Origin of the sequence: Pantoea phytobeneficialis (assembly GCF_009728735.1) — a bacterium.
GTDB classification, from domain to species: domain Bacteria; phylum Pseudomonadota; class Gammaproteobacteria; order Enterobacterales; family Enterobacteriaceae; genus Pantoea; species Pantoea phytobeneficialis.
Genome location: NZ_CP024636.1, coordinates 879,514 through 902,550, shown reverse-complemented (window position 1 = coordinate 902,550; position 23,037 = coordinate 879,514). Strand labels below are relative to the sequence as shown.

Here is a 23,037-nt window from a genome sequence, read left to right as displayed (position 1 = left end):
TTGCTCTCCGTTTTATTGTTGTTGTAACCAGACCGCCGTCCAGCCTTGCTCATTGCTGGCCGCACCTTCACGGGTGATAAAAAATCCTGGCGCGCAAATTAACGTCTGGTTGTAGTAAATCAGTGGGATCCGTTCACGCTGCCAGGGCGGAACACCCAGCTCCTGCCACAGCTTTTTCACTTCACGTCCCCCCGCCCGCTCGATCAGGTGGAAATAGCCCTGGGCCTTAAAACGCACGCTCACCTGCTCATCATCGGTCGGGTAACGTAGCCGCGGGCTATCATGGCTTGCCTGTAACTCCCCGAGCGGTTCGGGCAAACGCAAGGGTTGCGAGAGGTCATGCCAGGTAAGTGAGTGCTGACTGAGGGAAGGTTGAGGCACTAGCCAGTACAGGTGCTGGCGATAACGGCGCAGTTCAAAAGCACCAAAATGCAGGCAGGGTTGGGCATCTTCCCGACTCTGCATCACTTCACGGGTGATGCGCAGCAATGCATCGCGTGAGGGCATGGTTCCGCCCTGCTGCGCAATCCAGCGCCGCAGCAGCGCATGACGACGCGCTTCCTGCATGCTCAACAACGGCGTGAAGTTAAGTCGCCCCAGCTCATCCGTGAGTTGTGCCAATTGTTCCGCCAGCAACGCGTCCAGCAGTTGTTCCTGTTCACCACATAACGCGGCGCTGCGTGCAGCCGCAGCGCTGAAATGCGGCCAGCGAGCATGCAATAACGGGAGTACCTGCTGGCGCAGAAAATTTCTGTCGTAGCGGCAATCCGCGTTGCTCTCGTCTTCGATCCAACGCAACTGATGCTCTGTCGCCCAACTTTCAAGTTGCTGACGACTGAAGGTCAACAATGGCCGCAGATGGGTGTTTTCCCCCACGATACGTTGTGATGGCATCGCGGCCAGGCCCGCCGGGCCACTGCCACGCTTTAGGGCCAGCAGCAGGGTTTCACACTGATCATCAAGATGCTGGGCGGTAAGTAAGTACTCACCGGGTTGCAGGTGTTGAAACAACGCCTGATAACGTGCATCGCGCGCTGCCGCTTCTATCCCCTGCTCATGCCCATCCACCTGCACTCGCAACACCTCACAGGGGACTTGCCACTGCTGGCAAAGGTGCTGGCAATGTGCTGCCCAACTATCAGCATTGGGGCTTAAACCATGATGGACATGCAATGCGCGCAGTTGAAACTGTGGATGTTGTCGTTGCCAGCAAACCAGTTGATGCAACAACACGGTGGAATCCAGCCCACCGCTGAACGCCAGCACGCAGCGGGCATCGGGTGTCAGCAGTGCAGCAAGATGGGACAAAGACATGGCGCAATCCGTAAGGGCGAACCGCCCGATTGCGGCTCGCGATGGGCGCTATTTTACGCCTGATATAGCTCCAGCGGCAAACCATCGGGGTCAGAGAAGAAGGTACAGGTTTTATCGGTCAACGCATCAATACGAATCGGTTCGCAAACCACCCCTTTCTCAGCCAGCGCCGCGACCGATTGTTCCACATCCTCAACACAAAATGCCAGATGACGTAAGCCACAGGCTTCCGGCTGACTGACGCGTGCTGGCGGTGACGGGAAGGAGAACAGTTCGATAGTGTAGACACCATTCAGCCCGAGATCCCCTTTCCACGAATCACGCTCTGCACGATAAAACTCCCCCAGCAATTCAAAGCCCAGCACATCACAATAGAATGCCTTACTGCGCGCATAATCGGTGGCGATAATGGCAATGTGGTGGATCTGTTTAATCTGTAACATAGTGGCTCCGGTTATCGGCTTAGCCGCTTACCTTACGTGGCAGGCGGCCTGCTGAAAAGAGGCTTTTGTCCGAACTTAATGGTCGTTCTCGCCTTTAAGCACCCGTACCAGATAACGCCCATCCTCGGTCAACGTCGCGCCGTGAATGTCCGTTTCGAAACCGGGGTAGTGCCGCCCGATAGTGCAGAGCATCAACAGAAAATCGAGCACCGCGCGACTCTGCTCAGTGATCATTTCTCCCGGCATCACCAAAGGGACACCTGGCGGATAGGGCAAAATCATATTGGCGGAGATGCGTCCCACCAGCTCGCGGATATCGACCGTTTCCACCAGGCCTTTTACCTGCTGTTGAAATGCCTGATGCGGGGTCATCTTCATCTCTGGCAACACGTCAAAAGCTTTGAGCATCAGGCGCGGCAGATCGTGTTGTAGGATCAACTGATGGATGCCCTGGGCCAGCGTCTGAATACGCATGTTGCGATAGAAATCAGGATCTTCGGCGTAGAGATCCGGCAACATGTTTTTTACCCGCAGATTGAGATCATAAGCGCGCTTAAATTCGGTCAGGCCACGCAGCACGCTCATCGCTTTGGTCTTATCGATACCAATACTGAACAGGAACAGCAGGTTATACGGACCGGTTTTTTCCACCACCACGCCACGCTGGTCGAGGAATTTTGCCACCAGCGCCGCCGGAATCCCCTCTTCCGCCATCACCCCCAGCTCGCTCATTCCTGGCGTCAGGATGGTTACCTTAATCGGATCAAGGTACATATGATCGCGGTCGGCCTGGGTAAAACCGTGCCAGTCTTCCTCACCCGGCTGGATCGGCCAGCATTCCGCTTCATCCACTTTTTCCGGCTGCCAGATATCAAAGAACCACCCCTCTGACTCTTCACGCAAACGCTGGATCTCACGCCGGAAATGCAACGCCCGTTCTACCGAACGATTGATCAGGCGCTTACCCGGATTGCCGCGCAACATCGCCGCCGCCGTCTCAATCGACGAGACAATGGCGTAATTTGGCGAGGTGGTGGTATGCATCATGTAGGCTTCGTTAAAGGTCTGCTCATCGTAATCACCTTTGATGTGAATAAGCGACGCCTGGGAAAATGCCGCCAGCAGTTTATGCGTTGATTGCGTTTCGTAGAACACTTTACCCGGCACCCGATCGCCACTCATGCCACTTTTTCCGTCATAGATCGGATGGAAATTGGTATAGGGCACCCACGCGGAATCGAAGTGGATCGACGGCACATCCAGCGTCTGTTTGATGTATTGCGTGTTGTACAGTAAGCCATCGTAGGTTGAGTTAGTGATCACCGCATGCACCGGCCAACTGGCGCGCGGCGTGCTTTCCACTTTCTGCTGGATGCTGTCGCGGGTGAACTCCCGCTTGGGAATACCGCCAAGAATGCCAAGCGCGTTGCGCGTTGGCTTCAGCCAGAGCGGGATAATGTCGCTCATCATCAACAGATGGGTCAGGGATTTATGGCAGTTGCGGTCAATCAAGACCGTGCTACCCGCTGGAGCCGCATACATGCCCACGATCTTATTCGAGGTCGAGGTGCCATTGGTCACCATATAGCTTTGCTCAGCACCAAAAGTCCGCGCGACGTACTCCTCAGCTTCCAGATGCGGGCCGGTGTGATCAAGCAGGGAACCCAGTTCCGTCACTGAAATGGAGATATCCGCTTTTAACGTATTCGCGCCAAAAAAGTCGTAGAACAAACTTCCCACCGGGCTTTTCTGAAACGCAGTTCCCCCCATATGCCCTGGAGTACAGAAGGTGTACTTGCCCTCATTGACATAGGTGAACAGCGCTTTGGTCAGTGGCGGTGTGATTTTGTCGATGTATTCGTCGGTGTACTGGCGGATATGCAACGCGATATCGTCAGCCATGCTGAGCGCGTATTCGAAGAAATGCAACGCCATGCGCATCTCGTTAATGCTGACATCCATTTGTGAATGGGTGTTGATAAACGCGTACAGCGGCAGATATTCATTGAGCTGATTGATTTCACTGCACAGCGCCAGACTGTAATCGTCCCAGTCAAAAACCACGCCACAGATGCGCGGGTTATGTTCAATCAGCTTCAGCAGGTCGCTGGCATTGGTGGGATAGACGGTCTGGAAACCTTGCAGCTTCAGTGCAGCATCCAGTTCACGAATGGGTTCATCTTTGTAGAAAACCCCGTGCGGTCCCATGATCGCAAGAATATTCAATGCTCACCTCCTGTGGTGTTGTGGCACTGAATAAGGATAGCGAAAAGCGGGGGCGGATTACCGTCAGAATGCTCTGCTGTTGCGCAGGCATAAAAAAAGCGGACCGAAGTCCGCTTTTTTTTGATCATCAGCTTATCAGGCGTAGCCGTAGCTCATCAGACGCTGATAACGACGGTTCAGCAGCTCTTCGGTGCTGAGAACATCGAGATCGGCCAGATCAGCCAGCAGCTGCTTTTTCAGTGCTTCGGCCATATCCACCGGCTGACGGTGCGCACCACCCAGCGGTTCCGGGATGATGGAGTCGATCAGTTTCAACTCTTTCAGACGATCAGCGGTGATGCCCATTGCTTCTGCCGCCAGCGGTGCTTTGTCAGCGCTTTTCCACAGAATGGAGGCACAGCCTTCCGGTGAGATCACCGAATAGGTGCTGTACTGCAACATGTTGACCTTATCGCCCACACCAATCGCCAGTGCACCACCTGAGCCGCCTTCGCCGATCACGGTACAAATTACCGGGATTTTCAGGCCAGACATCTCGCGCAGGTTACGGGCAATCGCTTCCGACTGACCACGTTCCTCTGCACCAACGCCCGGATATGCACCCGGGGTGTCGATGAAGGTGATCAACGGCATCTTAAAGCGTTCAGCCATCTCCATCAGGCGCAGCGCTTTACGGTAGCCCTCTGGTGCTGGCATACCGAAGTTGCGACGAATTTTCTCTTTGGTTTCACGGCCTTTCTGATGACCAATGATCATCACCGGACGGCCATCAAGACGGGCGATACCACCGACAATCGCTTTATCATCGGCATAGGCACGATCGCCAGCCAGCTCGTCAAAATCATCAAAGGCATTGCGGACATAGTCCAGCGTATAAGGACGCAGCGGGTGACGCGCCAGTTGCGCGACCTGCCATGCACCCAAATCGGAGAAGATTTTACGTGTCAGCTCTACGCTTTTTTCGCGCAGACGCTGCACTTCTTCGTCCAGATTAATATCGTGTTTCTCATCCTGACGGCCAATCGATTTCAGCGAGTCGATTTTCGCTTCCAGTTCTGCGATTGGCTGTTCAAAATCCAGGTAATTAAGACTCATAATGTTCCTGTTTTAGTCAAACTCCAGTTCCACCTGCTCCGACCCAACTAACGACCGCAAATCGTTGAGTAAACGATCGCTGGGCGAAATACGCCACGCTGCACCAAAGCGCAGCTTCGCCCGCGCATCTGCTCTCTGATAATAGAGATGCACCGGAATAGTCCCGGAGCGATGAGGCTCCAGAGACTGGCGGAGACGGTTTAAAAGCTGGTCATCAATTTGCCTGTCCGTCAGCGAGATAGCAAGACCACGCGCGTATTTTTCCCGCGCTTCGTCAATGTCCATCACTTCGCGGGCGGTCATTTTAAGGCCGCCACTGAAGTCATCAAAGCTGACCTGTCCGCTAACGATCAGGATTCGGTCCTTCTCCAGCAATTGCTGGTATTTATCCAATGCATCGGTAAATAACATCACCTCCAGACGCCCAGAGCGGTCATCCAGAGTACAGATACCAATTCGGTTGCCACGCTTGGTGACCATCGTACGGGCAGCAATCACCAGCCCCGCCGCGACGGTCACTTTACCACGATCGGTTGGATGCATGTCTTTGAGACGCATCCCGCCAACGTAACGTTCAATTTCTTTCAGATACTGATTGATCGGATGGCCGGTGAGATACAGGCCCAGCGTTTCACGTTCGCCATCCAGCTGAATCTGTTCCGGCCACGGTGTCACGCTGGCGTACGATTTCTCTACCTGCTCCGGTTCTTCTGCCAGCACGCCAAACATATCCGCCTGCCCGATGGCCTCGGCTTTCGCATGTTGATCGGCGGCTTTCAGCGCATCGCTGAGGGAGCTCATCAGCGCAGCACGATGCGGGCCGAGACGATCGAACGCACCGGACATGATCAGTTTTTCCATCACGCGACGGTTGATCTTTTTGGTGTCGGTACGGGCGCAGAGATCAAACAGTTCTTTGAAGTAACCATCCCGGTTACGCGCCTCGAGGATCGCTTCAATCGGGCCTTCACCCACGCCTTTGATCGCACCGATACCGTAAACGATCTCACCCTCATCGTTCACATGGAACGGATAAAGCCCGGAGTTGATATCTGGCGGCAACACCTTGAGGCCCATACGCCAGCACTCATCCACCAGCCCCACCACTTTCTCGGTGTTATCCATATCCGCGGTCATTACCGCCGCCATAAACTCTGCCGGATAGTGGGCTTTCAACCATAACGTTTGATAAGAAACCAGCGCATAGGCAGCGGAGTGCGATTTGTTGAAGCCATAACCGGCGAATTTCTCCACCAGGTCGAAGATCTTCATCGCCAGCTCGCCGTTGACGCCCATCTTCTCCGCTCCATCCTGGAACACAGAGCGCTGCTTCGCCATCTCTTCCGGTTTCTTTTTACCCATCGCACGACGCAGCATATCCGCGCCGCCCAGAGTATAACCCGACAGCACCTGAGCGATCTGCATCACCTGTTCCTGGTAAAGGATGATGCCGTAGGTTGGTTCCAGCACCGGTTGCAGCGACTCATGCTGCCACTCGATATCCGGGTAAGAGATCGCCTCGCGGCCATGCTTACGGTCGATAAAGTTATCTACCATGCCGGACTGCAACGGGCCCGGACGGAACAACGCCACCAATGCGATCATATCTTCGAAGCAGTCAGGCTTCAGACGTTTGATCAGATCCTTCATGCCGCGCGATTCAAGTTGGAACACGGCGGTGGTTTCCGCGCGTTGCAGCATGTCGAAACTCTTTTTATCGTCGAGCGGAATGGCTGCGATATCAATCGGTTCCAGGCCCTGCTTCTCACGGCGCGGGTTAATCATCTTCAGCGCCCAGTCGATAATGGTGAGCGTGCGCAAGCCGAGGAAGTCGAACTTCACCAGACCAGCATATTCCACGTCATTTTTATCGAATTGCGTGACCGGGTGGTTGCCGTTTTCATCGCAGTATAACGGTGCAAAATCGGTAATTTTGGTCGGCGCGATCACCACGCCACCGGCGTGTTTACCGGCGTTACGCGTGACACCTTCCAGCTTACGCGCCATGTCGATCAGCGCTTTAACCTCTTCATCTGCCTCGTAGATTTCCGGCAACTGCGGTTCGGCAGCAAAGGCTTTTTCCAGCGTCATGCCCGGATCGGGCGGCACCAGCTTGGATATACGATCAACAAAGCCGTAAGGATGTCCCAGCACACGGCCTACGTCGCGGATCACCGCTTTTGCTGCCATCGTACCAAAGGTAATGATCTGCGATACCGCATCGCGGCCATACATCTCAGCAACGTGGTCGATCACCTGGTCACGTTTTTCCATACAGAAGTCGACGTCGAAGTCAGGCATCGACACACGTTCCGGGTTCAGGAAACGTTCGAACAGCAGGTCAAACTCCAGCGGATCAAGATCGGTAATCTTCAGCGCATAAGCGACCAGCGAACCGGCACCGGAACCACGTCCCGGTCCTACCGGTACGCCGTTATCCTTCGACCACTGGATAAACTCCATCACGATCAGGAAGTAGCCGGGGAAGCCCATCTGGTTAATAACGTTAAGTTCAATCTCCAGACGTTCATCATATTCCGGGCGTTTCTCGGCACGCACTGCCGGATCGGGGAACAGGAATTCCAGACGTTCTTCCAAACCTTCCCTTGATTTCACCACGAGAAAATCTTCGGTGGTCATATCACCGGTCGGGAACTGCGGCAGGAAGTACTCACCCAGGCGCACGGTGACATTACAACGCTTAGCAATTTCTACGCTATTTTCCAGCGCTTCCGGGATGTCCGAGAACAACTCGCACATCTCCGCTTCGCTGCGCATATATTGCTGAGGGCTGTAGTTACGCGGACGTTTAGGATCGTCCAGCGTGTAACCATCATGAATTGCCACGCGAATTTCATGCGCGTCAAAATCATCTTCGTTGAGGAAGCACACTTCATTGGTTGCCACCACCGGCACGCCTTCGGCAATCGCCAGCTCAACCGCCGCGTGCAGGTAGCTCTCCTCATCCGGGCGGCCCGTGCGCGTCAATTCAAGATAGTAACGATCGGGGAAGTGCTGCTGATAAAACGCCAGGCACTGCGCCACCAGCGCATTGTTGCCGCGCAATAAGCTGCGCCCCACATCGCCACGACGGCCACCGGAAAGCAGAATCAAGCCTTCCTGATACTCAGCCAGCCAGTCACGATCAATGACCGGCCCGGCAATACCGTAACCCCGTTGGTAAGCGCGTGAAATCAGTAATGTCAGGTTCTGATAACCGGTGTTGTTCGCCGCCAGCACGGTGAGCTGTGTCAGCTCATCGCTCATCAGCTCGCTGGCAACGTTAAAATCGGCGCCAATAATCGGCTTCACCCCAGCACCGTGCGCGGTGCCATAGAATTTCACCAGCCCGCACAGGTTGGTGAAATCAGTAATGCCAATAGCAGGCATCCCTAATGAGGCAGCCTTTTTTACCAGCGGCCCGGTCTTCGCCAGGCCATCAACCATTGAGTAGTCGCTGTGAACGCGCAGATGTATATAACGGGGTTCAGCCATATCAGTTTCCGGTTAAAACAGCGTCAGGCTATTAAAGCGTAGTCGGCTGGCGTGCGGCCAGCACGTCGGCATCAATCAGAGCGTTACGCACCGGCGCAAAGCTGCGGCGATGATGAGGCGTAGCACCATACTGGGTCAATTTTTCCATATGCAGTGCCGTCGGATAACCCTTGTGCTGAGCGAAGCCATACTGCGGGAAGAGAAGATCCAGTTCGGCCATTTCACGATCGCGCGTCACCTTCGCCAGGATCGACGCGGCGCTGATCTCTGCAACCAGGCTATCCCCCTTAACTACCGCCTGTGATGGCATCGGCAAAGCCGGACAACGGTTGCCATCGATCAAAACAAAATCAGGCACCACAGGTAAACCTGCCACCGCACGCTGCATCGCCAGCATGGTCGCATGCAGAATGTTGATCTGATCGATCTCTTCCGGTTCCGCACGGCCCAGACTCCAGGCCAGTGCTTTTTCTTTGATCTCGTCATACAACGCCAGACGACGTTTTTCCGACAATTTTTTGGAATCGGCCAGACCGACAATCGGCTTTGCAGGGTCAAGGATCACCGCTGCCGTCACCACCGCGCCGACCAGCGGGCCACGCCCGACCTCATCAACACCGGCAATCAGCCGCGCATTGGGATAAATAAACTCAGCCATGAGCAATCTCCAGTACGGCATCCGCGGCCTGCTCATCAGCATTCCAGCGAATTTGTGCATGTAGTTCGTTAAACGTCGCAAGCAACGCATCACGCTCGGCACCCGCATGTAACAGCGGCTCCAGCGCAGCGGCTAAGGCTGCCGGCTGACATTCATCCTGCAACAACTCCTTCACCAACTCGCGCCCGGCAAGCAGATTCGGTAAGGAGACGTAAGGAGTTTTGACCAGCCGCTTCGCCAGCCAGAAGGTGAAAGGTTTCATGCGATAACCCACCACCATCGGACATTTCGCCAACATACACTCCAGTGCCGCGGTTCCCGATGCCAGAATCGCTGCATCGCTGGCAATCATCGCTTCACGTCCTTTACCATCCAGCAGGTGCATCGGTAATTCCGGTGCCACTTCTGCTTTGATGTGCTCGAACTGTTCACGACGCTTCGCATTCACCAGAGGCACCACGATTTCAAGACGAGGATAGCGCTGGCGCAGCAGTTGCGCGGCACGCAGAAAATCGGCGCTCAGCATTTCCACTTCGGCACCACGGCTACCCGGCAACAGGCCCAGGCAGATGGCATCATCAGCAATCCCTAAACCACGACGCGCTGCCAGTTTATCCGGCTGCATCGGCATCGCATCGGCCATAGTGTGGCCGATAAAACGGCACGGCACATTGAAACGATCATAGAACGCTTTTTCAAACGGCAGAAATGCCAATACGAGGTTAGTATTGCGGCCGATTTTGAATACGCGTTTTTGACGCCAGGCCCAGACTGAGGGACTGACATAATGAATGGTGCGAATTCCGGCGCGTTTCAGACGACCTTCGAGCGTGATATTGAAATCAGGCGCATCAATGCCGACAAACACATCCGGTTGCAGCGCAGTGAAGCGCTGCGTCAGGTCACGGCGGATTTTCAGCAGCCGCGGCAGACGTTCCAGCACTTCAACAATGCCCATCACCGCCAACTCTTCCATCTCATACCAGGCTTCACAGCCTTCAGCCTGCATACGCGGACCGGCAACGCCGACAAAGCGAGCATCAGGATGGCGCGCTTTTAACGCACGAATGAGACCGGCACCAAGAATATCGCCGGAGGTTTCTCCGGCGACCAGGGCAATCGTTAAGGGACGCACTGACATGGATTAACGAATCAATCCACGGGTTGAGCGGGCAAAGAAGTCATAGAAAGGCTGAACTTCGCTATGCTGTTTTGCCAGCGCTTCAATCTCAGGCTTCACTTCATCCAGCGTTTTACTGCTGCGATACAGCAACTTGTACGCATTGCGAATCGCATGCAGGGCTTCTTTGCTGAACCCACGACGCTTCAAACCTTCGATGTTGATACCAAAAGGTGTCGCATGGTTACCCTGCGCAATGACGTACGGTGGTACGTCCTGCGCGACACCGGAACAACCGCCGACCATCACATGAGCGCCAATGGTGCACCACTGGTGTACTGCCGTCATCCCACCGATGATAGCGAAATCATCAACCGTGACGTGGCCACCCAGCGTAGCGTTATTGGCGAAAATGCAGCGATTGCCAATCACGCAATCATGCGCAATATGCGCGTTCACCATCAGCAGGTTGTCACTGCCGATTTTGGTCAGGCTACCACCCTGTATCGTACCGCGATGAATCGTGACACTTTCGCGGATACGGTTGCGATCGCCAATTTCCACACGCGTCGGCTCACCCGCATACTTCAGGTCCTGATTCACTTCGCCAATCGAAGCAAACTGGTAGATCTGGTTATCCTTACCAATACGCGTATGGCCATTCACCACCACATGCGATTTAAGCACCGTACCTTCACCAATTTCCACGTTGGCACCAATAAAGCAAAATGGGCCGATGTGAACATTGGCGCCGATCACGGCACCTTCTTCAATAACGGAACTGGGATGGATGCTGGCGGTTGAATCAATCACTAATTATGCCTCCCGGCTACGGGCACACATCATGGTCGCTTCACAGACAATCTTACCGTCTACGGTTGCTACGCCTTTGAAGCGCGTCAGGCCACGACGGGTTTTCTCGAATGTCACTTCCATGATCATCTGATCGCCCGGTACCACCGGACGCTTGAAACGGGCTTCATCGATGCCGGCGAAGTAGTAAAGCTCGCCCGGCTCCAGTTTGCCGACACTTTTGAATGCCAGAATACCGGTGGCCTGCGCCATCGCTTCCAGGATCAGAACGCCTGGGAAAATCGGTTTACCAGGGAAGTGCCCCTGGAAAAACGGTTCGTTTACAGAAACGTTCTTCACCGCACGCAGATATTTATGCTCTTCAAATTCCAATACACGGTCAACCAGCAGGAATGGATAGCGGTGCGGCAGCAGTTCTAAAATCTCTTCAATTTTCAGAGTATGCGTTTCAGTAGTCAAAATACTCTTCCTGTCCTAAAAATTCTGATGGCAACAATAACACGGCCTGCAACGATCAAAATGATCATCCGCAGGCCGCAAATCAGTTCGGTGGCGTCTCGCTTCCCTGCGATACCTGCTGCACATGCTCAGACAAAGTCTGAGCGGGTAAAGAAGGTACGCTGCTTATTATGAAGCCGGTGTCGTGGGATGGCGTTACTCGTCTTTACCGACTTTACGCTCGATGGCTTTGAGGCGTTTGCTCATGTCATCGATATTCATCACCAACGCTGCCGTTTTACGCCAGGTTTTGTTGGGTTGCAGCGGAATACCCGAAGAGTATACCCCAGGCTCTGTGATTGGGCGCATAACCATGCCCATTCCCGTCACGGTGACTTTGTCACAGATTTCCATATGTCCGTTAATGACGCTGGCGCCGCCAATCATACAGTAACGGCCAATCTTCAGACTACCCGCCATGATCACACCACCGGCAACCGCGGTGTTATCACCGATCACAACATTGTGTGCAATCTGACATTGGTTATCTATGATAACACCATTGCCGATCAGAGTGTTATCCAACGCACCGCGATCGATGGTTGTACAGGCGCCAATTTCCACCCGATCACCAATCACCACCGTGCCCAACTGCGGGATTTTCACCCAATTGCCACGATCGTTAGCATACCCGAATCCATCCGCACCGATGACGGTGCCTGACTGAATCAGACAATCCTGACCAATCTGGATTTCGTGATAAATCGTCACGTTAGCCCACAGGCGTGAACCGCGACCAATACGCGTGTGCTTACCAACAAAACACCCGGCGCCGATGACGACGTCGTCGCCCAGCTCAACACCGGACTCGATCACCGCATTCGCCCCCACCGAGACATTGCTTCCCAGCTTGGCCGTTGGGTCGATCACGGCGCTGGGCGCGATATTCTGCGCGGGCTGAGGCGTGGTGTCCAGCAGTTGTGCCATGCGGGCATAGGTCAGGTAAGGATTTTTCACCACCAGCGCGGCCGTATTACACCACTCCAGATCCGCTTCCGTCAGCACCACGGCCGAAGCCTGCACCTGGGCGAGTTGCTCGCGGTAACGGCTGTTTGCAAGAAAAGTGATTTGGCCAGTTGTGGCGGATTGCATAGAAGCAATGCCGGAGATGGCGATATCGCCATCTCCGTGCAATTCTGCATCCAACTGCTGGGCTAAATCAGCCAGTCGAATAGATGACATCGATTATTTAACCTGTTTTACAACGTCAGCAGTGATGTCTTTAGCATCAGAAGAAGTGTACAGCACAGCCTGAGAGTCCAGGACCAGATCGTACCCTCCGCTTTTCGCTACAGACTGAACAGCAGTCTGGATTTTAGCCAGCAGCTTGTTACGTTCCTGCATCTGACGGGTCTGGTTGTCTTTCTCAAAAGCCTGAGCTTTTGATTCGAAAGCCGCACGTTCAGAAGCGATCTGCTTCTCTTTCTTGGTACGGTCGCTGGCTTTCATGGTTGAAGCATTGCGTTGCAGATCCTGAATCTCCTGCTGGATTTTCTGCTGCTGAGACTGGAGGTCAGAGGCACGGCCCTGGAACTCACTCTCAAGTTGCTTAGCAACGACAGCACGCTGCGGAGACTGCTGGAAAACCTGGCTCAGGTTAACAACGGCGATTTTGTCTGCCGCCTGGGCGCCAGCAGAAGCAGCTAATGCAACACCCAGAGCAGCGGCACAGAACAACTTTTTCACTATAAACTCCTTACCCTCAACATGTGTGTTTGCAGCGTGTAGCCAGGCTACACGCATGCAGACTCTCTTTATACCCTTTGGGTATACACTTCCCTGCTCAGAGCTTTACCAGGTTTTACCGATGTTAAACTGGAACTGCTCTGACTTGTCTCCCTCGACTTTCTTGATCGGTTGGGCATACGAGAAGACCAACGGTCCCAACGGTGACATCCACTGTAGTGCGATACCGCTGGATACGCGAATATTGTTTGGATCGCTGTAATCCGGGATCCCTGCCGCACGCGTTTCTGCGGTGTTCTGCCATTTGGTATCCCAGACAGTACCCGCATCGAAAAATACCGACGTACGTACTGAGTTAGCATACTTCTCGCTCAGGAACGGTGTTGGGGTGATCAGCTCAAGGCTTGCCACCGCCATCGCGTTACCACCGACCGCATCATCTGACTTACAGATGCCATTCGGATCGGACAGCGTACAGGTCGACGAGCCATCATTCAGATACGCCGCTTTCGGACCAATGGTGTTGGACTGGAAGCCACGAACCGTGCTGGAGCCACCCGCATAGAAGTTCTCATAGAACGGCATCTCTTTACCGCCGAGTCCGTCACCATAACCAACACGGCCACGACCTAACAGCACCCAGGTACGATCACGGTTGATCGGAACGTATTGTTGGGTATCCAGCGTCGCTTTGTAGAAGCTGTTATCTGAACCCGGGATGGTCACTTTACCGTTCAGGTTGGTACGGTTACCGGATGTCGGGAAGAAACCGCGGTCCAGGGTGTTGTACGTCCAACCATAGTTGAAGGTGAAGTCATTCGCGGAGAAATCACCATCATCATTCAGCTCCTGATGACGTCCTACCGAATCAAGATAACGCCACATCGCCACCTGCGGCTGCATATTGGAAAGGTCGTTATGAACATAACCTAAACCAACACGTAAGGTGTTGTTTTCATTGATCGGGAAGCCCAGCGTGCCATCAACACCATAACTTTTATTGGTGTAGTCAGACAGGTCAGCATCATCCGCTTTAAAGTCGTTATAGAAAATACGACCGCCCAGGCTGACACCGTCCACCGTGAAATACGGATCGGTCAGTGAGAATTCGGCATAGGTCTGATAATCGTTTTTGGTCCCACTGATACCCACGGTGTTACCCGTGCCGAGCCAGTTGTCCTGGGTCACGCCAACCTGGAAGCTCACGCCACTTTCTGTGCCGTAGCCCACACCGAAGTTGAATGTACCGGTGTTACGTTCCTTAACCTTGTAGACCACGTCAACCTGGTCAGGTGAGCCCGGCACGCGCTGCGTATCCACGTCTACCGTTTCGAAGTAACCGGTACGGTTCAGACGTTCTTTACCCTGCTCAACCAGATCGCTGCCCAACCATGCGCCTTCCATCTGACGCATTTCACGACGCAGTACCGAGTCCTTCGAGGTATCGTTACCTTCGAAACGGACTTTACGCACGTAGTAACGGTTCCCGGCATCAACGTTGATATGCAGTTTTACCGTCTTGTCGGCATCATTAATTTCCGGCTGAGTGACCACGCGCGGATAAGCATAACCGTAGCGACCCAACAGTTTTTTGATGTCGTCTTCCATCTGAGTGACTTTGGTGCCGTTATACAGCTCACCCGATGGGATCTTCGTCAGATGTTCAATTTCCGCCGAGTGACCCGCCATGCTGCCGTTAACAATCACACCCGCGATCTTGTACTGATCGCCTTCGGTAATGTTGACGGTGATGTAGATCCCTTTCTTGTCCGGCGTCAGGCTCACCTGCGTTGAATCAATATTAAAACGCGCATAACCGCGATCCAGATAGAAGCTGCGCAGGGTTTCGAGGTCCCCGGCAAGTTTCTGTTTCTGGTATTTACGATCGCCCACCACGTTCCACCACGGCACTTCGTCACGCAGCTGGAAACGGGAGATCAGTTCATCAGAACTAAAGGCTTTGTTGCCCACGATGTTGATCTGCTGAATCTGAGCAGAAACACCTTCCTGGAAAACAAATTTCAGGTCAACACGGTTACGTGGCAGCGGAGTAGCAATCGCTTTAACGCTGGCGGTGTATTTACCGACGCTGTAGTAGAAATCCTCCAGGCCCTTCTCAATTGAAGAAAGCGTGGTGCGGTCAAGTGCTTCACCGACACGGATACCAGAAGCCTCAAGATTCTGTTTCAGCTGATCTTCTTTCACCGCTTTGTTGCCGGAGAAAGTGATGCTGGCAATGGTCGGACGTTCTTTCACCTGGACAATCAGCGTAGTACCGTCGCGCAGAACCTGAACATCTTCGAAGTTACCAGTGGCGAACAGTGAGCGAATGGTATTTCTGATGTCATCATCATTCACTGTATCGCCGACTCGTACCGGCATACTCAGCAGAGCCGCGCCGACGGCGACTCGCTGTAGCCCTTCGAAATGAATATCCTTCACCACGAAATCGTCTGCACCGTAAACGGTGGCGCTGCTAAACAGCAGCGACGCTATGAGCAACTTTTTCATCGCCATCGTTGTTATGCGTTTTCCTAACACATCCCACGCCTGTCTGCATTCCAGCTATTACAGGCGTGAGAAATCATTGAAAAGTGCAAGCCCCATTAACAGCACCAGCAGAATTGAGCCAATGCGGTAACTGAAGTCCTGAACTCGCTCGGACACCGGTCCACCTTTGATCTTTTCGATCGCCAGAAAGAGCAGATGTCCACCATCTAAAACCGGCAGTGGGAACAGGTTAATGATGCCCAGGTTAACGCTGATCAGCGCCAGAAACATCAGGTAGTAAATCACCCCATATTCTGCTGATAACCCGGCACCTTGCGCGATCGAAATCGGCCCGCTCAGATTATTCAGCTTCACGTCCCCGGTTATCAATTTGCCCAGCATGGAAACCGTCAGCTTCATCAGTTGCCAGGTTTTAACACTGGCTTCGCCGATGGCGGCAAAAGGCCCATACTGCCTTACCGTTTTGTACTCGTCAGGCAACGGAATCACGCGGGGTATAACCCCTGCAAAGCCTTCCGCCTTGTTACCCGGTTTTGCTTCCGGTGTCAGCGTCAACGCCAGTGATTCGCCGTTTCGCTCCACCTCAAGTGCCATATTTTTGCCGGGGTTATCCCGCACCTGCACCACAAAAGCCTGCCATTGTGTTAACGGCTGACCATCGACTTTAACGATCCTGTCGCCTGCTTGCAAACCGGCTTCACTCGCCGGAGAGTTAGCCTGAACTTCGGCCAGGGTTGTTTCGATTTGTGGTCCGCGAGGGCGGATGCCCAACGCAACAACCGGGTCCTGCTTATCGGGTTCGAACTGCCAGTCATGCAAATCCAACTGCTTCTGCTGCGTGGCATCCTCACCAAATTGCGAGACGGTTAGCGTGGCACTCTGATCACCGATTTTGCCGATCAGCGCCATGCGCACAGCATCCCAATCAGGCGTTTCGATACCATCTACCGCTTTAAGTTCCATCCCGGAGGTAATTTGCGCTTCTGCTGCAACGGAACCGTTCAGAATTTCACCAACCACCGGGCGCACGCCAGGGACGCCGTGAATAAACACCGCCCAATACGCGATAATGGCAAAAATGAAGTTAGCTATTGGACCTGCGGCAATGATCGATGCCCGCTGCCAGACCGCTTTGTTGTTGAAGGCTTGATGACGCAGTTCAGCCGGAACGCTTTCAACGCGTTCATCAAGCATTTTGACGTAGCCGCCAAGAGGGATCAGGGCAATGACGTATTCAGTCCCCTGACGATCGCGGCGACTGAACAGCGCTTTGCCGAAACCAATCGAAAATCGTTCGACTTTCACACCGCAGCGACGCGCAACCCAAAAATGACCAAACTCGTGCACGGTAATCAGCACGCCGAGCGCCACAATAAAGGCTGCAAAACTCCAGAGTATGCTCAACATGGTCGCCAATCCTCAGAGGGTGCGGAACACCAGCAGCAACAGGCAGGCAAAAACCGGCACCGCTGCTGTCAGGCTATCAATGCGATCGAGGATACCACCGTGGCCCGGAATTAAGTTACCACTGTCTTTGATGCCGGCTTCACGTTTGAACATACTTTCCGTCAAATCACCCAGTACCGAAGCCAGTGCGGCAATGACGGCACAGATAACCAGCGTGGACGCGGCAATCGTCAGCGGTGCAAACAGGGCGAACAACCAGGCAATCAGCGCTGAAGAGAGCAACCCTCCCAAAAAGCCTTCCCAGGTTTTACCGGGAGACACTTTTGGCGCCAGTTTGTGTTTGCCAAACAACCGCCCAAACATGTAGGCACCGGAGTCGGCACCCCATACCAGAAACATCACGAACAGTAGCCACCAGGCACCCGCGAAATGGTCGGTATCATAATGATACTGGCGCAGCGCCATCATGCCCCAGAAGAAGGGGATAACAGTGAGTACGCCAAACAGGAGACGAAGCGGGCGAGAATGACGCCAGACCGCAGCGGATGCGGGATAGAAAAGCACTAAAACCAACGCCACAATCCACCAAGCCAGCGATGCCCACAAGGAGCTTTCCATCTGAAATTGATGCAAATCGCGTTGATAAGGTTGCAGGGTGAACAGCATCACGGCCAATAATAAACCGCAAAGCACAGCCAGCCAGATGCGTTGCTGGCGAGACGCCATGCCCGCCAGTTGCCCCCATTCCCAGGCGGCAAGCATGCAGATGATGATAGTTGTTATCGCAAAACCGGACAGTGGTAACCAGAACAGCGCAGCAATCACCAGCGGAATTAAAATCAACGCGGTAATTAAACGAGACTTCAGCAAAGGTTACCCCCAGGTTGCTCAGGCGCCGCCTGGTGCAGCGCCGCCATAGCGACGCTCCCGCAGAGAGAAAGCATTCAGTGCACCTTCAAAAACGTGTTCATCAAAATCAGGCCAGAGAACATCGGTAAACCAGAACTCAGCATAGGCAATCTGCCACAGCAGGAAGTTGCTAATCCGATGCTCTCCCCCGGTCCTTATCACTAAATCCACCGGCGCCAGCTCGTTCATACAAAGATACGGAGCCAGGCTCTCTTCGGTTATCTGGTCAGGACGTAACAGACCTTCCTGAACCTGTTCGGCCAGTTTTCTGGCACCCTGGATAATATCCCAACGGCCACCGTAGTTAGCAGCAATGTTGAGAGTCAGTCCATTATTTTGCTGAGTCAGTTCCTCGGCGCGACGAATGCGTTCCTGGATACGGGAATTGAAACGACTGATATCGCCAATAACACGCAAACGTACATTGTGTTTGTGCAGGCTTTTGACCTCACTGTCGAGCGCCCAGACAAACAGTTCCATTAAGGCCGTCACTTCCTGAACCGGTCGGCTCCAGTTTTCACTGCTGAACGCATAAAGCGTGAGCGCTTCCAACTTATGGCTGACCGCAAAGCTGACGGCCCGGCGTACTGATTTTACCCCGGCTTTGTGGCCTGAAATACGCAGTTTGCCCTGATTTTTTGCCCAGCGACCATTACCATCCATAATGATGGCTACGTGACGCGGCGTACAATCAGCCCGGTCATCGAATGTGTTGTGATTGTTGGACGACATAACGCGTAATAATTCCTTTAATCAGAAATGCTGTGGTTTCTGAATACATTGCGCCTGCGGCAAGTACCAACCTCAAGGTCAGCTGGCATCAAAATAACACCAGGCCGAAAAACGCGAGCGAGCGACTATACCATTTTCACCCTGAGCTAACAAATAGCGCGGACAATCAACCTGCTATACGCAAGCGTGGCAACATTTCATTGGCACACACCCGCGCTAACCGATCGATCTCCATCACTGCTTCAACGCTGTCGGGCTCACCGCAGCTCAGCGACGCCAACACTTCGCTGTTTAACGCAGCGATATCGGTAAAGCGGATCTGATGCTGCAGGAATGCGGCCACCGCCACTTCGTTCGCTGCATTTAGCGTTGTCGTAGCGGCCTGGCCAGTGGCACAGGCGTCAATTGCCAGCTTCAGGCAGGGATAGCGCGCGTAATCCGGCTCAGAAAAGGTCAGCGCTTTCATTCGGGTGAAATCGAGCGGCGTGACGCCGGCAGGAATACGTGCTGGCCATGCCATGCTGTGGGCAATCGGGGTTCGCATATCCGGCGATCCCAGTTGCGCCAGCACGCTACCATCGCAATAACGCACCATCGAATGGATTACCGACTGCGGATGCAGGATAACCTCCATCTGCGCATCAGTGGCGTTAAATAGCCAGCGGGCTTCAATGTATTCAAGACCTTTATTCATCATGGTGGCCGAATCAACGGAGATTTTACGCCCCATTGACCAGTTCGGATGCGCACAAGCCTGATCGGGTGACATACCGGCCAAATCGGTTAATGGCGTGTCACGAAAAGGACCACCTGATCCCGTGAGAATAATCGACTCGATGCCGTTATCCCGCAGATCAGCGTACCCCAACTGATGCTGTATGGAAGCCGGTAAACTCTGAAAAATGGCGTTGTGCTCGCTATCGACCGGCAGCAACTGGGCCTGATGGCGCTGAACCGCCTCCATAAACAGACGGCCGCATGTGACAAGCGATTCTTTATTGGCCAGCAGGACAGTTTTTCCGGCACGGATGGCCGCCAGCGTCGGAAGCAAACCTGATGCGCCGACAATCGCCGCCATCACCTGATCAACTTCATCAAGCGCAGCCAGTTCACAGGCCGCCTGAACGCCGGAGAGCACTTCGGTGTTGATGTTGAGTGCTCTCAGTCGCTCACGCAGCGCCTGTGCCGAGGCTTCATCCGCCATCGCCGCATAACGAGGCTGAAACTGCTGACATTGCTCGGCCATCATGGCCACATTCTGACCGGCTACCAAGGCTGTTACCTGATATTGCTCAGGATTTTCCCGTACTACCGCCAGTGTACTGGTGCCAATCGAGCCAGTGGAACCCAGCAGAGTTAATCGCTTCATGACGCTTTCCGTGTGTACTCAGAGGAAGGGGACAGATAATTTCCCACTTCTTCAGGACCAAAATAAAACGCCGCAAGACAGCGCATTCACGAAGAATACCTCTCTTGACGGCGTTTATACCCGTCATACTTCAAATTGCAGATGCGTTGGCTGCGCTCGTTCACCCCAGTCAATTACTGATGTAAGCTCCTGGGGATTCACTCCCTTGCCGCCAACCTGCAATCCGAATTATTTCGGATATATAAGATAATGATGGAATCAGAATTCCATCAGTTCCTTTTCTTTCTCGGCCAGTGCCGCATCAACGTTTTTGATACGCACATCGGTCATTTTCTGCACATCGTCCTGCGCGCGACGCTCGTCGTCTTCGCTGATTTCTTTGTCTTTCAGCAGCGCTTTGATCTTGTCGTTCGCGTCACGACGTACGTTACGGACGGACACACGGCCCTGCTCCGCTTCACCGCGAACAATTTTGATCAGGTCTTTACGACGCTCTTCGGTCAGCGGTGGCAGCGGAACACGAATGTCGCTACCGGCAGAGCTTGGGTTCAGACCCAAATCAGATGCCATGATCGCTTTCTCAACTGCCGGACCCATAGAACGATCGAAGACGTTGATTTTCAGCGTGCGCGAATCTTCTACTGTAACACTGGCCAGCTGACGCAGGGGCGTCGGCGTGCCGTAATATTCAACAACAATGCCGTCGAGCAGAGAGGGCGAAGCGCGACCAGTGCGCACTTTGCTGATAGTGTTTTTGAATGCTTCCACGCATTTGTCCATGCGCGTTTCAGCATCTTTTTTAATTTCGTTAATCACGTTGAAACCCTTGGATTCGGTTTGACCTGGCCATTTCCGGGCTAACCGGAAGCGGTATCGATAATCATCGATCATCCTGATACCCTAAATAATTCGAGTTCCCTATCAGGCACGGATTATTCAGGGCATAGCGCAGCGCCCAAGCGCCGCGCCAACAGAATATACCCTATTTTATCTTGCGTCGGGTATTAATGCGTAATCAGGGTGCCTTCTTTTTCACCCATCACGACACGACGCAGAGCGCCAGGTTTGTTCATATTGAAGACGCGGATCGGCAGTTGATGGTCGCGTGCCAGCGTAAAGGCCGCCAGATCCATCACTTTCAGCTCTTTATCCAACACTTCGGCATACGTCAGCTGTTCATAGAGCGTGGCATCCGGGTTCTTCACCGGATCGGCGGAGTAAACGCCATCCACTTTAGTGGCTTTCAGTACCACATCAGCTTCGATTTCAATACCACGCAGACAGGCGGCAGAGTCGGTTGTAAAGAACGGGTTGCCAGTGCCGGCAGAGAAGATAACTACGCGGTTATTACGCAGCAGGCTGATTGCTTCTGCCCAGCTGTAGTTATCACAAACGCCGTTCAGCGGGATCGCTGACATCAGGCGCGCATTGACATAAGCACGGTGCAACGCATCACGCATCGCCAGGCCGTTCATCACGGTAGCCAGCATCCCCATATGGTCACCGACCACACGGTTCATACCTGCCTGCGCCAGGCCTGCGCCACGGAACAGGTTACCGCCACCAATAACCACACCCACCTGGATACCCAGCTCAACCAGCTCTTTCACCTCTTGCGCCATGCGGTCAAGCACACTCGCGTCAATACCAAAACCTTCAGCACCTTGCAGTGCTTCGCCACTCAGTTTTAGCAGGATACGTTGATATACAGGTTTTGCGTTGGTCGCCATGGTCAATTCTTCCTGGAAGATATGATGAAAAGGAGAAGTTAAATCTGATCAATCATCCGCTTAGCGAGAGAGAAAAGCTATTGGGAAGTGACTGAAAATAGGCCCGCAGCAAAATGCAGGCAAAAAAGAACCGCCTTTTGGCGGTTCTTTCGGACCAGTTAAGACTGTTTGGACATCGCAGCAACTTCTGCTGCAAAGTCAGTCTCAACTTTCTCGATGCCTTCGCCCACTTCGAAGCGGATGAAGTTAATGACATCAGCGCCTTTCTCTTTCAGCGCCTGACCAACGGTTTTGCTCGGGTCAATAACGAAAGCCTGACCAGTCAGAGAAACTTCGCCGGTGAATTTCTTCATACGGCCTTCAACCATTTTCTCTGCGATTTCTTTCGGCTTACCAGACTGCATCGCGATGTCCAGCTGAACCTGGTACTCTTTCGCTACCACGTCTTCAGACACATCTTCCGGCTTCACGAATTCCGGCTTGCTTGCTGCAATGTGCATTGCAACCTGCTTGATCAGCTCTTCGTCAGCGCCTTTGGTAGAAACCAGAACGCCGATACGTGCGCCGTGCAGGTAGTTACCCAGCTCAGCACCTTCCAGAATAGCAACACGACGGATGTTGATGTTCTCACCGATTTTCGCAACCAGTGCCACACGCTCTTCTTCGAACTGTGCTTTCAGAACTTCAACGTCGGTCACTTTGCCAGCGGCAGCAGCGTCGATCACTTTGTCAGCAAATGCCTGGAAACCAGCATCTTTTGCGACGAAGTCGGTCTGGCAGTTAACTTCCAGGATCACACCGAAACCGTCAACGATCTTGGTTTTGATCACGCCGTCAGCAGCCACGTTACCCGCTTTTTTCGCTGCTTTGATTGCGCCAGACTTACGCATGTTTTCGATGGCCAGTTCGATATCGCCATTCGCTTCAGTCAGCGCTTTTTTGCAGTCCATCATGCCAGCGGCAGTACGCTCGCGCAGTTCTTTTACCAGTGCAGCGGTAATTTCAGCCATTCCAGAATCCTCGATTCGTTT

General features: G+C 53.5%; 19 protein-coding genes. All 19 read right to left on the bottom strand.

The genetic code is table 11. The features are described from left to right. Window positions 1–12: 12 nt before the first annotated feature. Window positions 13–1,314, bottom strand: coding sequence for a tRNA lysidine(34) synthetase TilS (gene tilS / locus CTZ24_RS03965; RefSeq protein ID WP_208724851.1), 1,302 nt, complete (start codon window positions 1,312–1,314; stop codon window positions 13–15). A 53-nt stretch (window positions 1,315–1,367) separates the two neighbouring features. Continuing rightward, entirely contained in the window at window positions 1,368–1,757 is a 390-nt protein-coding gene (locus tag CTZ24_RS03960) for a VOC family protein (protein WP_208724849.1), read from the bottom strand. Between the two features lie 75 nt (window positions 1,758–1,832). Then, entirely contained in the window at window positions 1,833–3,983 is a 2,151-nt protein-coding gene (locus tag CTZ24_RS03955) for a lysine decarboxylase LdcC (protein ID WP_208724847.1), read from the bottom strand. 135 nt (window positions 3,984–4,118) lie between these two features. Continuing rightward, window positions 4,119–5,078 (bottom strand): acetyl-CoA carboxylase carboxyl transferase subunit alpha, encoded by a 960-nt coding sequence (gene accA, locus CTZ24_RS03950; RefSeq protein WP_021184656.1) that lies wholly within the window; start codon window positions 5,076–5,078, stop codon window positions 4,119–4,121. Between the two features lie 12 nt (window positions 5,079–5,090). After that, window positions 5,091–8,573: a DNA polymerase III subunit alpha gene (dnaE, locus tag CTZ24_RS03945; RefSeq protein ID WP_208724845.1), complete on the bottom strand. Its 3,483-nt coding sequence runs from the start codon at window positions 8,571–8,573 to the stop codon at window positions 5,091–5,093. 31 nt (window positions 8,574–8,604) lie between these two features. Next, window positions 8,605–9,231: a ribonuclease HII gene (rnhB, locus tag CTZ24_RS03940; protein ID WP_021184658.1), complete on the bottom strand. Its 627-nt coding sequence runs from the start codon at window positions 9,229–9,231 to the stop codon at window positions 8,605–8,607. Further along, on the bottom strand, window positions 9,224–10,372 hold the full coding sequence (lpxB, locus tag CTZ24_RS03935; protein WP_208724842.1) for a lipid-A-disaccharide synthase: 1,149 nt from the start codon (window positions 10,370–10,372) through the stop codon (window positions 9,224–9,226). Before lpxB ends, rnhB begins: the two co-directional genes overlap by 8 nt. A gap of 3 nt (window positions 10,373–10,375) precedes the next feature. Continuing rightward, on the bottom strand, window positions 10,376–11,164 hold the full coding sequence (lpxA, locus tag CTZ24_RS03930; RefSeq protein WP_021184660.1) for an acyl-ACP--UDP-N-acetylglucosamine O-acyltransferase: 789 nt from the start codon (window positions 11,162–11,164) through the stop codon (window positions 10,376–10,378). Between the two features lie 3 nt (window positions 11,165–11,167). After that, complete coding sequence (fabZ, locus tag CTZ24_RS03925; RefSeq protein WP_013507953.1) at window positions 11,168–11,623, bottom strand: 3-hydroxyacyl-ACP dehydratase FabZ; 456 nt, start codon at window positions 11,621–11,623, stop codon at window positions 11,168–11,170. Window positions 11,624–11,818: 195 nt separating this feature from the next. Continuing rightward, window positions 11,819–12,844: a UDP-3-O-(3-hydroxymyristoyl)glucosamine N-acyltransferase gene (lpxD, locus tag CTZ24_RS03920; RefSeq protein WP_208724840.1), complete on the bottom strand. Its 1,026-nt coding sequence runs from the start codon at window positions 12,842–12,844 to the stop codon at window positions 11,819–11,821. 3 nt (window positions 12,845–12,847) lie between these two features. Then, window positions 12,848–13,348 (bottom strand): OmpH family outer membrane protein, encoded by a 501-nt coding sequence (locus tag CTZ24_RS03915; RefSeq protein ID WP_013507951.1) that lies wholly within the window; start codon window positions 13,346–13,348, stop codon window positions 12,848–12,850. Window positions 13,349–13,453: 105 nt separating this feature from the next. Then, window positions 13,454–15,865: an outer membrane protein assembly factor BamA gene (gene bamA, locus CTZ24_RS03910; protein ID WP_036626612.1), complete on the bottom strand. Its 2,412-nt coding sequence runs from the start codon at window positions 15,863–15,865 to the stop codon at window positions 13,454–13,456. Between the two features lie 51 nt (window positions 15,866–15,916). After that, the gene (rseP, locus tag CTZ24_RS03905) at window positions 15,917–17,266 is read right to left on the bottom strand and encodes a sigma E protease regulator RseP (protein ID WP_021184663.1); all 1,350 of its coding nucleotides are present in this window, start codon (window positions 17,264–17,266) and stop codon (window positions 15,917–15,919) included. Window positions 17,267–17,278: 12 nt separating this feature from the next. Next, complete coding sequence (gene cdsA, locus CTZ24_RS03900) at window positions 17,279–18,136, bottom strand: phosphatidate cytidylyltransferase (RefSeq protein WP_021184664.1); 858 nt, start codon at window positions 18,134–18,136, stop codon at window positions 17,279–17,281. A gap of 18 nt (window positions 18,137–18,154) precedes the next feature. Beyond that, a complete protein-coding gene (gene ispU / locus CTZ24_RS03895) occupies window positions 18,155–18,907 on the bottom strand; it encodes a (2E,6E)-farnesyl-diphosphate-specific ditrans,polycis-undecaprenyl-diphosphate synthase (protein WP_021184665.1) in 753 nt (250 codons plus the stop codon). Window positions 18,908–19,073: 166 nt separating this feature from the next. Beyond that, window positions 19,074–20,276 carry a 1-deoxy-D-xylulose-5-phosphate reductoisomerase gene (gene ispC, locus CTZ24_RS03890; protein ID WP_021184666.1) on the bottom strand — a complete coding sequence of 401 codons (1,203 nt, stop codon included), beginning with the start codon at window positions 20,274–20,276 and terminating at the stop codon, window positions 19,074–19,076. A gap of 258 nt (window positions 20,277–20,534) precedes the next feature. Beyond that, on the bottom strand, window positions 20,535–21,092 hold the full coding sequence (gene frr, locus CTZ24_RS03885) for a ribosome recycling factor (protein ID WP_021184667.1): 558 nt from the start codon (window positions 21,090–21,092) through the stop codon (window positions 20,535–20,537). A gap of 188 nt (window positions 21,093–21,280) precedes the next feature. Next, window positions 21,281–22,006: a UMP kinase gene (gene pyrH / locus CTZ24_RS03880; RefSeq protein ID WP_013507944.1), complete on the bottom strand. Its 726-nt coding sequence runs from the start codon at window positions 22,004–22,006 to the stop codon at window positions 21,281–21,283. Window positions 22,007–22,164: 158 nt separating this feature from the next. Further along, complete coding sequence (gene tsf, locus CTZ24_RS03875) at window positions 22,165–23,016, bottom strand: translation elongation factor Ts (protein ID WP_021184668.1); 852 nt, start codon at window positions 23,014–23,016, stop codon at window positions 22,165–22,167. Window positions 23,017–23,037 lie beyond the last annotated feature (21 nt).

Excerpts from the sequence above, each read along its gene's own strand:
- tilS (WP_208724851.1), bottom strand. The coding sequence starts at position 1,314 with ATGTCTTTGTCCCATCTTGCTGCACTGCTGACACCCGATGCCCGCTGC.
- CTZ24_RS03960 (WP_208724849.1), bottom strand. The coding sequence starts at position 1,757 with ATGTTACAGATTAAACAGATCCACCACATTGCCATTATCGCCACCGAT.
- accA (WP_021184656.1), bottom strand. The coding sequence starts at position 5,078 with ATGAGTCTTAATTACCTGGATTTTGAACAGCCAATCGCAGAACTGGAA.
- dnaE (WP_208724845.1), bottom strand. The coding sequence starts at position 8,573 with ATGGCTGAACCCCGTTATATACATCTGCGCGTTCACAGCGACTACTCA.
- rnhB (WP_021184658.1), bottom strand. The coding sequence starts at position 9,231 with ATGGCTGAGTTTATTTATCCCAATGCGCGGCTGATTGCCGGTGTTGAT.
- lpxB (WP_208724842.1), bottom strand. The coding sequence starts at position 10,372 with ATGTCAGTGCGTCCCTTAACGATTGCCCTGGTCGCCGGAGAAACCTCC.
- lpxD (WP_208724840.1), bottom strand. The coding sequence starts at position 12,844 with ATGTCATCTATTCGACTGGCTGATTTAGCCCAGCAGTTGGATGCAGAA.
- bamA (WP_036626612.1), bottom strand. The coding sequence starts at position 15,865 with ATGGCGATGAAAAAGTTGCTCATAGCGTCGCTGCTGTTTAGCAGCGCC.
- rseP (WP_021184663.1), bottom strand. The coding sequence starts at position 17,266 with ATGTTGAGCATACTCTGGAGTTTTGCAGCCTTTATTGTGGCGCTCGGC.
- ispU (WP_021184665.1), bottom strand. The coding sequence starts at position 18,907 with ATGTCGTCCAACAATCACAACACATTCGATGACCGGGCTGATTGTACG.
- ispC (WP_021184666.1), bottom strand. The coding sequence starts at position 20,276 with ATGAAGCGATTAACTCTGCTGGGTTCCACTGGCTCGATTGGCACCAGT.
- pyrH (WP_013507944.1), bottom strand. The coding sequence starts at position 22,006 with ATGGCGACCAACGCAAAACCTGTATATCAACGTATCCTGCTAAAACTG.
- tsf (WP_021184668.1), bottom strand. The coding sequence starts at position 23,016 with ATGGCTGAAATTACCGCTGCACTGGTAAAAGAACTGCGCGAGCGTACT.